Source organism: Ensifer sp. Root423, assembly GCF_001426275.1.
GTDB lineage: Bacteria > Pseudomonadota > Alphaproteobacteria > Rhizobiales > Rhizobiaceae > Ensifer > Ensifer adhaerens.
On record NZ_LMEG01000026.1, the window covers coordinates 22,493 to 31,960 of the forward strand.

8 protein-coding genes are annotated in these 9,468 nt (G+C 62.7%); 4 read left to right on the top strand and 4 right to left on the bottom strand.

What is annotated here, in order from left to right; all coding sequences use genetic code 11:
* The first annotated feature begins 1 nt into the window (after nt 1).
* From ASD01_RS22735 to ASD01_RS22745, 3 genes are all read left to right on the top strand, one after another.
* Nucleotides 2-1,012 (top strand): ABC transporter permease, encoded by a 1,011-nt coding sequence (locus tag ASD01_RS22735; RefSeq protein WP_034803379.1) that lies wholly within the window; start codon nt 2-4, stop codon nt 1,010-1,012.
* Nucleotides 1,013-1,023: 11 nt separating this feature from the next.
* Entirely contained in the window at nt 1,024-2,007 is a 984-nt protein-coding gene (locus tag ASD01_RS22740; RefSeq protein ID WP_060529878.1) for an ABC transporter permease, read from the top strand.
* 521 nt (nt 2,008-2,528) lie between these two features.
* Nucleotides 2,529-3,179, top strand: coding sequence for a glutathione S-transferase family protein (locus ASD01_RS22745; protein WP_060529877.1), 651 nt, complete (start codon nt 2,529-2,531; stop codon nt 3,177-3,179).
* A 26-nt stretch (nt 3,180-3,205) separates the two neighbouring features.
* Here ASD01_RS22745 and ASD01_RS22750 read toward each other — a convergent pair whose 3' ends face one another.
* The 4 genes from ASD01_RS22750 to ASD01_RS37650 all read right to left on the bottom strand — a co-directional run bounded on the left by ASD01_RS22750 (nt 3,206) and on the right by ASD01_RS37650 (nt 8,736).
* Complete coding sequence (locus ASD01_RS22750; protein ID WP_060644484.1) at nt 3,206-6,358, bottom strand: efflux RND transporter permease subunit; 3,153 nt, start codon at nt 6,356-6,358, stop codon at nt 3,206-3,208.
* A gap of 28 nt (nt 6,359-6,386) precedes the next feature.
* Nucleotides 6,387-7,490, bottom strand: a complete 1,104-nt coding sequence (locus ASD01_RS22755; RefSeq protein WP_234798829.1) for an efflux RND transporter periplasmic adaptor subunit — start codon at nt 7,488-7,490, stop codon at nt 6,387-6,389.
* A 255-nt stretch (nt 7,491-7,745) separates the two neighbouring features.
* A complete protein-coding gene (locus tag ASD01_RS22760; RefSeq protein ID WP_060644485.1) occupies nt 7,746-8,219 on the bottom strand; it encodes an SRPBCC family protein in 474 nt (157 codons plus the stop codon).
* On the bottom strand, nt 8,212-8,736 hold the full coding sequence (locus ASD01_RS37650; protein ID WP_458574505.1) for an SgcJ/EcaC family oxidoreductase: 525 nt from the start codon (nt 8,734-8,736) through the stop codon (nt 8,212-8,214). The genes ASD01_RS22760 and ASD01_RS37650 overlap by 8 nt, the downstream gene beginning before the upstream one ends.
* Between ASD01_RS37650 and ASD01_RS22770 the strand changes: the two genes are divergently transcribed.
* Nucleotides 8,667-9,203 (top strand): substrate-binding domain-containing protein, encoded by a 537-nt coding sequence (locus tag ASD01_RS22770; RefSeq protein WP_060644487.1) that lies wholly within the window; start codon nt 8,667-8,669, stop codon nt 9,201-9,203. The two genes, ASD01_RS37650 and ASD01_RS22770, sit on opposite strands and share 70 nt — an antisense overlap.
* Nucleotides 9,204-9,468 lie beyond the last annotated feature (265 nt).

A 9,468-nucleotide genomic window follows, 5' to 3' on the forward strand; every position in this document is an offset into this window, starting at 1 on the left:
CATGACGACGATCGAGACCCCTGCCCCGCAGCCGTCGGGAACCCTTTCGTCCGGAAACAGGCTTTTGACGCTCGCCAGCCGCTACGGCACCTTCGTCGCCTTCCTGGCGCTGATCCTCTTCAACGTCGCCGTCACGCCGAACTTCCTGTCCTTGCAGACGCTGAACGTGAACCTCACCCAGGTTGCGACAATCGTCATCGTCGCGACCGGAATGACGCTCGTTATTGCCACCGGCGGCATCGACCTCTCCGTCGGTTCGTTGATGGCAATTGCCGGCGCACTGGCGCCGATGATCTTCATGGGCCAGTTCTGGCCGGTGGAAAACATGGCGCTCGCGGTGGCTCTTGCCTTCCTCTTGCCGATCGCCGCCGCTGCCCTCTTCGGCCTCTTCAACGGTTTCCTCGTCACCCGCTTTTCGATCCAGCCGATCATCGCCACGCTTGTGCTGTTCATCGCCGGCCGTGGCATCGCCCAGGTGATGACCAACGGCAACCTGCAGGTCTTCAAGAATGAAGGCTTCCAGTTCATCGCACTCGGTCGCATCGCCGGCGTTCCGGCCCAGGTCCTGCTGATGATCGTCATCGTCGCAGCGGCTTTCGCGATGATCCGCTACACCGTCATCGGCCGACAGATCATCGCCGTCGGTGGCAACGAGAAGGCCGCCCGCCTGACCGGCATACCGGTGAAACGGGTCAAGCTCTTCGTCTACATGATAAGCGGCGCGCTTGCCGGTGTGGCCGGTCTCATCGTCGTTGCCCGCAACTCTGCAAGCGATGCCAACCTTGTCGGCCTCGGCATGGAGCTCGATGCTATCGCCGCGGTTGCTGTCGGCGGGACGCTACTGACGGGCGGACGGGCCAACATCGTCGGCACGGTACTCGGCGCGCTCGTGATCCAGCTGGTGCGTTACACGCTGCTTGCCAATGGCGTTCCGGATGCGGCAGCGCTCATCGTCAAGGCCGGGCTGATTGTCACCGCCGTCTTCATCCAGCAGCGCGCCAGCAAACATTAGAGGCAACCACGATGCAACCGATCCTCCGCCTCTTCCTGGTCAAGAACTCCGGCGACCTTGCCCGGTTCGGCGTCATCCTGGCGCTTGCCGGTCTCATCCTCTTCGGGGCGCTGCGCTATGAAAACTTCCTGTCGCCCTATAACATCCTGAGCTTCCTGCGCTACAACTCGATGTTCGCGCTGATCGCGCTCGGCATGGCCTTTGTCATCATCACCGGCGGCATCGACCTGTCGGTCGGCGGCACGGCGGCGATGGCAAGCGTGGTGGCAGCCCTGTTATCCCCCTATCATTGGGCGGCGGGGCTTGCGGGCGGCATGGCGGCAGGCCTTGCCGTCGGCGCGCTCAACGGCTTCATCATTACGAAGATGCGGATCCAGCCCTTCATCGCCACACTCGCGACGATGCTCGCCGCCTATGGCACCGGCCTTTTGTTAGCGGACAACCAGTCTGTCTCAGTCTCCTATGACACCGGTTTCACGGTGATCGGGCAGGACGATTTTTTGGGCTTCCCCATTCCCGCCTGGATCGCGCTTGCGGCCTATGTGTTCGGCTGGCTCGTGCTGCAAAAGCTCCCGATCGGACGGCATATCCTGGCGATCGGTGACGGCGAGGCGACGGCTGGCCTGATGGGCCTGAAGGTGGAGCGCGCGCTTGCCGGCGTCTATCTCGCCTCGGGCACGCTCGCCGGTCTTGCCGGCGTCATCCTCGCTTCCCAGTTCGGCGCGGGGCAACCGACGGAAGGCGTGGGCTGGGAACTCTTCGCGATCGCTTCCGTCGTCGTCGGCGGTACGCTGTTGACCGGCGGTTCCGGCTCAGTTGGTGCGACGCTTGCCGGCGCGCTGCTGCTTGCCATGGTCTTCAACATCCTGAACTTCGAAAACGGCCTCGGCTGGATCTCGCTTTCCGCCTACTGGCAGTCCGTTATCCGCGGCGCCTTCCTGCTCGTCGTGGTCGTGCTTCAGGCAAAGCTGATGGCACGGCATCGCAGCACCTAGACCCTCCGTCGCGAACGGGGCGCGAACATCCACAGGACGAAACGGGGAAACCTACCCCTGGATTAGCCCTCGTGGAGCAGGAACAATGCGTGACCGCTAAAGGTGCAAGCCCGCGCCAATAGGATTGCGCATCGCAGCGATAAGCAGACAGCAAAAAAGGCCGGAGCGCGCTGGCTCCGGCCTTCTTTTCTTTTTCGCTCTCAAGGCTTCTGCCAGTACATCCATGGTCAAAAGGCGAAAGCGATACGCAATTGCCGGCATCAACTTCCATTGCGCTCGACAATAACGTTTATGACACTTTTATACTTCGCCACGGCTGTTGGAGCAAGCTGTCCATTCGGGCTAGTCTCGACGAGCAGTACGTCTTTTTGAAGCGAGCCGGCTGTTCTCCGACCGAGGAAGAGATCACTTTACCTGCCAGCATCATCGCGGTTTCCGCTTCCGGCGCCGAGCGGCGAAAATGAATGTCAGCATCCCGCTTGGCCAATCGTCTTCAGGACAGGCAAGCCGTGGAGGATAAGATGACGATCACGATTACCGCCTTTGAAAAATCGCCCGATCGCGGCCGAGGTCTCGCACGCGACATGCGCGTTCGCTGGGCGCTCGAAGAAGTGGGGCAGCCCTACGAGGTTCGCCTCGTTACCTTCAAGACGATGAAGGAACCTGCGCACATCGCGCTTCAGCCGTTCGGGCAGATCCCTACCTATCAGGACGGCGACCTTGCCCTGTTCGAAACCGGTGCCATCGTGTTTCATGTCGCGGAGCGTCATGCCGGCCTGCTTCCAAGTGACGCCGATGCCCGCGCACGGGCGATCACTTGGATGTTTGCCTCGCTTAACACCGTGGAGCCGCCGATCCTCGAGCGTGAAGCGACCACCTACGTGGAGCGGGACAAGGACTGGTATCAGGAGCGCCTGCTGATGCTCGAAGATCGTATCCGAGTTCGGCTCGCCCAATTGTCCAGGCGGCTCGCGGAGGCCGACTGGCTCGATGGCGCCTTCAGTGCCGGCGACCTGCTGATGGTGACGGTGCTGCGCAGGCTGGAAAACTCAGGCTTGCTCGACGCGTATCCCAACCTCTCCGCCTACGTCGCGCGCGGCAAGGCGCGGCCGGCCTACAAGCGCGCCTTCGATGCGCAGCTTGCGGTCTTCACATCCGCCTCATCCGCCTGAGGGTAGCGTGATCCCGGAACGCCGGGCTATCCGTGTCCCGGCTGATCGTCGACCGCAGTCGGTCGTTCGCCCCTGGTGATCTGCAGCCCCTGGCGAACCAGGCGGGAAGCGACCCGCATGAAATCTTCCATGTACAGATAGATGACCGGGGTCACGAAGAGGGTCACAAGCTGCGACACCAGCAGGCCGCCGACGACGGCGACCCCAAGCGGCTGGCGCAGTTCTGCGCTGGCGCCGCTGCCGATCGCAATCGGCAGCGTGCTCATGATCGCAGCAACCGAGGTCATCATGATCGGGCGGAAGCGCATGACACAAGCCTTATGGATGGCCTCGGCGGCCGGCGAACCGGCGCGCTGCAGCGTCAGCGCAACGTCGATCATCATGATGGCGTTCTTCTTGACGATACCGATCAGCATTAGCACGCCGACAATAGCGATGATCGAGAGGTCGAAACCGCCGAAATAGATGGCAAGCAACGCCCCGGATATGGCTGACGGCAGACCGGAAAGCACGGTCAATGGATGGATCAGGCTTTCATAGAGAATACCGAGCACGAGGTAGATCGTGAGGATAGCCGCCAGCACCAGCAGACCCTGGTTGGCGGCGGCGTCTTCGAATAACTGCGTGGTGCCGTAATTGCGGGTCGTCACCTCAGACGGCATGCCGATTTCTGCCTTGAGGCGGTCGATCTCCGCAAGGGCGTCACCGAGGGCGACCTTGGCCGGCAGGTTGAAGGAAAGCGTGACCGCTGGCAGCTGGCCGAGCTGGTTGATGGTGAGCGGTCCGGATACGGTCTCGACCCGGGCGAAGGCCCCGAGCGGAACAAGGCCGCCATTGGCACTGCCGACACGCAGTTCGTCGAACTTGTCGGCTGACCATTGCATCGAGGGATCGAGTTCCAGGATCACTTCGTAGCTGTCGCCCGCCGTGTAGATCGTCGAGATCTGCTCGGTACCGAAACTGCCATAGAGCGTGGTGCGCAGTTCGCTCGCGTTGACCCCGAGCGTTGCCGCCTTGTCGAGGTCGACCACGAGGCGTGTTTGTGGAGCGTTGATCTGAAGGTCGCTGTTGACGTCGGTAAAGAAGGTCCGATCCGCGCTCATCGCATCATGGAGCTTCTGCGCCCATTCGTTCATCAACGGCTGATCGAGGCTCTGGAGCACCAGCTGGTACTGGCTGGCCGACGCGCGCGATCCGACCGAGAGGTTCTGGACCGGCGACATGAAGGCCTGGATACCGGGGATCGCCGCCAGCTTCCGGCGCAAATCCGCAAGGACGGTTTCAAGCGGCGGACGCTCGGTCTTGGGCTTTAGCTCGACGAAAAGCCGACCGGAGTTGAGCGCGCTCGACGCGCCGCCCGAGCCGATCGTGCTTGCGACATGGGCGACGTAGGGTGAACTGGCAAACACCGCCTCCACATTGGACTGGAGCTTCGACATGGCGGCGAAGGAAATGTCCTGGCGCGCCTGGGTCGTAACCTGCAACTGGCCGATGTCCTCCTGCGGGAAGAACCCCTTCGGGATCGTGGCGATCTGGTAGCCCGTGATCACGACGGTAAACAGGAAAAGCAGAAACACCAGCGCGCGCGCCTTTATGCAGAGCGATAGCAGCCGCTCATAGGCGCGCAGAAGCCCGTCGAAACCTCGTTCGAATACAAGATCCAGCTGCCGCAGCCAGCGCGCTTTCTCTGCTCCATCCGCCCTCACCGGAAGCCGCGCTGCAAGCATCGGCGTCAGGGTAAGGGAAACGAAGGCGGAAGCGAGGATGGCAACGGTGACGACGATCGCAAATTCGTTGAGAATGCGGCCGATCACGCCGCCCATCAGCAAGACGGGAATGAAGACCGCGACGAGCGACAGCGAAATCGCGATGATCGTAAAGCCGATCTCACGCGAACCGATGAGCGCCGCCGAGAAGGCATCGATGCCGTCCTCTTCCATGTGCCGCACGATATTTTCCAGCATGACGATGGCGTCATCCACCACCAGCCCGACGGAAAGCGTGAGCGCCATCAGCGAGATATTGTCGATCGAAAAGCCAAGCGGATACATCGCCGCGAAGGTGGCGATGATCGAGATCGGAACGGCAAGCGCTGGAATAAGCGTCGCCCAGAGGCGGCGAACGAAGGCGAAGATGACGAGGATCACGAGGCCGACGGTGAGGATCAGGGTGAACTGGACGTCGTGCACCGCCCCGCGGATCGACATGGACCGGTCGCTGAGCGTTTCGATCGAGGCTGCGGCCGGAAGCGACTGGCGAAGCGACGGCAGAAGCGCCTGCACCCGGTCGACGACTTCAACAGTATTTGCATCCGGCTGCCGCTGGATGGCCAGGATGATCGCCCGCGAACCGTCGTGCCAGCTTGCCGTCTGGTTGTTGGCAACGGAATCGATCACCGTCGCGACGTCACCGAGCCGCACGGTCCTGCCGTCGACGCTTTTGACGATGATATCCGCGAAACTGGCGGCATTCATGCGCTGCGTGTCCGCAACGATCGCCGCCTGACGATCGCTGGTCTGCGCGGTGCCGAGAGGCGAATTGTCGTTCGCCGCCGCGACCGCCGTCCTCAACTGGTCGACGGAAATGCCGCGCGCGGCAAGCGCGTCAGGATGCATCTGAATGCGCACGGCATATTGCTGGCTGCCGAAGATGGACACTTCCGCCACCCCGTCGAGCACCGAAAGCGTGGGCGAAATCACCTGCTGCGCGATGGCGTCGAGGGCGGTGAGCGGCACGGTGCTGCTCTTCAGCGCCAGGAGCAAGACCGGTGCATCCGCCGGGTTGATCTTCCGGTAACTTGGCGGCGCCGGCATGTCCTGTGGCAGCAGCCTGAGCGTCCTGGTGATAGCTGCCTGCACGTCGGCGGCGGCGGCATCGATGTTGCGCCCGAGCACGAACTCGATTGAAATCGATGTCGAGCCGAGTGCATTCGTCGTCGAGATCGTGTCGATCCCGGCGATGGTGGCGAACTGCTTGATCAGCGGAATGGCGACCGACGTCGACATGGTCTCGGGCGAGGCGCCGGGCAACGAGGCAGAAACGTTGATGACCGGGAAATCCGTTCGCGGAAGCGCAGCAATCGGCAGGACGAGATAGCTGAAAACGCCGGCCAGGATGAGCGCGACCGATAACAATACGGTCGCGATCGGGCGGCGGATACTGAACTCGGACAGCGGCATTTCACGCACTCCCGAATGATGGCAAATCCTAATCCGCGGCCAGATCGGCCGCGCCTGCAGCGACAACGACATCACCCGACTTCAGCCGCGCCTGTCCTTCGATGATGACCCGGTCACCGGCGGCAAGGCCCGTGCCGATGGCGGCCTCCTTGCCGTCGTCGGCCAGCACGGACACGGCGCGGGTCTCGACCGTGTTGTCATCCTTCACATCAAAGACGAACGGGCCGTCCTGCCCGGGCTGGACCGCAACGCTCGGGATAACAGGCGCCTGATGCAGTTGCGCCTGATCGATATCGACATCCACGAACTGGCCCGGCCAGAGCTTCTGAGCGGTATTGGGGAAGGTCGCGCGCATGGCGATGGTGCCGGATGCGGTATCGACGGCAGAATCGATGAAATCGAGTACGCCTTCGCCGATCACTGTTTGCGTGCCGCTCGACCTGGCACGAACCGGTGGAGGCGTCCCGCGATCAATCAGATCCTTGAACGTCTGCAAGCGCTCTTCCGGCAGGCGGAACGTAACGTCGATCGGGTCGATCGCCGTGATCGTCACCAGATTGTTCGATGTCGCGCCCGATTGGCCGACAAGATCTCCGAGCGCGACCTGCACGGCGCCCAGGCGTCCACCGATCGGCGCGGTGATCTCGGTCAGGCTCAGCGCGACCTGATCGGCATCCACGGTGGCGCGATCGGCATCCAGGGTCCCCTGCGCCGCCTGCTGAAGCGAGAGAGCGGTGTCATAGCTTTGCTGGGTGCCGGTCTTGTCGTCGCGCAAGGTTTTGGCACGCTCGAGTTCCGTGTTGGCGTCGGCAAGCTGCGCGGTATCCTTGGCGACGATCGCCTGGTCACGGGCAAGCCCGGCCTTTATCGTGCGGTCGTCGAGCGTGAACAGCAGGTCGCCCGCCTTGACCATCTGCCCGTCCTTGATGTGGATGGCCGTGATCTGGCTCGCAATGCGCGCGCCCACTTCCACGGTATCGGGGGCCTGCACGTTGCCCAGGGCATGGACGACAACGGGAACATCTTTAAGCGTCACTGTCGCCGTCTGCACGGACACGGCGCCACGCTTGGTGCTGACGGCCGCGTTGGCTGGCAATTTCGCTTCGCTCGGCACGGGCTTGCGCGCCACCACGAACCCGACGGCGGCGATTGCGAGAAGAACGACGGCGATACGACACGTGACACTTGATCGGCTGAGCATCGGCGCCTCCGCAGACCTTGCTGTCGGCACGCGGCGATAGGTGGTGCCGACTATCGGAAGCTGGGCCTAAATGTGGCCGCTTCAATGGCGCAACACCCTGAAAAACAATTAAAAATTGTTCATCTTCGGGTGTCGCTCATCAGGTTTTGACGGCCATCGCTTCAGTGGTGACGGTTCCTCCGTCCGTCAGGCATCGGCCGGCGCGCGCTCGATTTCGTCGGCAAGCGCCTGAAACAATTCGCGAAACCCAACCTCACGTTCGCCCGGCTCGTTGAGACGATCGAGGAAAGCGGCCTGCTCGGTGTAGTTGAGGCGCGTTCCCTCGCCGTCGGCGGAAAATTCGAGGGTTCCGAGCGAAGCCGAAATCGGCCTTCCCGCCACGGTCATCGTGTAGGAGAAGACGATGCGCTTATTCGCAACGATCTCAAGATAGATCGTGTCGTTGCACATGACCGGGCCGTTTCCGAAGCGGAAGCGGCTGTGCTCGCGGCCGCCGACCTCGAAAGACGAGGTGAATTCGTCGACCGTCCACCCCTCCCCTTCGAAGAACCAGCGTCGTTTGGTGGCGGGATCCGCAAAGGCATGGAAAACGGTCGCCGGTGTTGCGGCATAGCTGCGGCGAATGACGAAGGTGGCGTGGCCGGCAGATCTTTCATTCATGCGCATGGGTCTCGCCGCTGGTTGCTTCATCCACCGCCCGCTGCTGGGCGGCGATCTTTTCGTTCTGGTGCGTGGTGTTCTGGGCGACAACGATCCTCCAGGCGCCATCGTGGCGTCGAAGAATATAGAGCGGCCGCCCCTCGTCCTCGCCCGGCCGGCGGTTGCCTTCGGCATCGACAGGAATTTGCCGCACGTTCACCGCGACGACATCCGCATGCAGGAAGGTGATGCGCTCGACGTCGTAGAGCGCCTGAAAATCGCGAAACAGGTTCGGGAGTACGGCGGCGGTGAAGGCATGGATTGCCGGCGCACCGACGATTTGGCGCCCGAATGCGGTTGTCCATACGGCCTGTGGCGCCAGCAACGAGACGAAACCGTCGACGTCCCGGAGCCATTGGGTCTCTTCGACCCGGGCGACGAGCGCGAGAACGGCACTGACATCGCGGGATGGCGTTGAGCCTGGTGCTCGACGGCGACTGCGACCTCGGCCTGACGGCGGCACAGGAAACGGACGCACATATCGCCAGCGAGGCGGTCGCAGCCTTTCCGGGCATGGTTCCGGTATGCGCCGGCGGTCATCCCCTCGCCGCACCCCGCGACGGAACCGTTGGCCTGACGACGGTCGACCTTGCCGACCATCTGCAGATCGTCGTTGCGGATCCTGCAGCCGATGCGCAGGCGGTGAGCTACGCAGTCTTCTCGCAGCAAACGCTGAGGGTCAGCGACCTTGCGACCAAACACGCCCTCATTCTTGCCGGGGCCGGGTGGGGTCATCTGCCGCTATGGCTGGTCGCGGCAGATCTTGGCGAAGGGCGGCTCTGCGAAGTGCCACTCGCGGCCCGCAACGGTCTCCCCGGCCCGCTTCTCCCCCTCTACACGATCCGCCGGATCGATCGGGTCCGCGGACCCGCAATGGAAAGCCTGTGCAGGCTCATGATTGCCCACTTCGGCGGTCAGCCGCAGGCCACATCGGCGCTCCCCTGATCGGGCCAGCAATACGCAGACGAGTTCGAGAAGGCAGCCAGGGGGTTGACGTCTGCGAGCGGAGCGTCTTCAGTTTGCCCCGAATAGGCTTGCCGCCTTGCAACGGGGCGGCCACGTCCCCATCTCCAGATCTCAAGGCCGCCTGGCCAGGCGACCTGTTCCCCATTGACCTGATCCTACGGCATCGCGCTCAAAGCGGCGAACTTCATTCAGTAAAGGGTTTCCCATGGCTCACTACCCAGACATCCTGCTTCATATCGACGGC